This is a genomic window from Marinobacter sp. BW6 (genome assembly GCF_008107725.1).
GTDB lineage: Bacteria > Pseudomonadota > Gammaproteobacteria > Pseudomonadales > Oleiphilaceae > Marinobacter.
The window spans coordinates 1-404 of record NZ_VIRN01000020.1 but is presented as its reverse complement, the minus strand read 5'-3'; the positions used below and the strand labels follow the sequence as shown (position 1 = coordinate 404).

Annotated in this window: 1 protein-coding gene; it reads left to right on the top strand. The window is 69.3% G+C overall.

The window, feature by feature from the left end; translation table 11 throughout:
- A partial coding sequence (locus FMN52_RS19935) for a hypothetical protein (RefSeq protein WP_240339358.1) occupies positions 1 to 197 on the top strand: 197 nt, incomplete at its 5' end.
- Positions 198 to 404: the final 207 nt, after the last annotated feature.

Below are 404 nucleotides of genomic sequence, written 5' to 3'. Positions count from 1 at the left end.
CGTCCACGCCGGAAGGCCGGTATGAGGCGGCCGAGGCGTCGATGTCGCCGATGGGCTGGGCGGGGCTGGCGATGGTGGTCGCGACAGTGGTTTTCGCGCTGACGGCTCCCATTTCCTCAACGGTGCCCCACGCCTGGCATTCGCCGCAGCGGCCCACCCACTTCACCGTGCTCCAGCCACACTCCGCGCAGCGGTAGGACGGAGTGGATTTGGTGCGTGCGCTCTTTGCCATGTGCTTGATGCTAGTGCCTTGCGCCGACAGATTGCGCCGGCGCCGCGGTGCCGTTCGCTAAAGGCGGGGGAGCAACGCCGCCGCGTCCTCGTGCTCGGTTCCGGTGGCCTCGAGCAGGTCGACGACCAGGGGGCGCAGCAACAGCACCATGCCCTCGCCCTGCAGCCCGCTG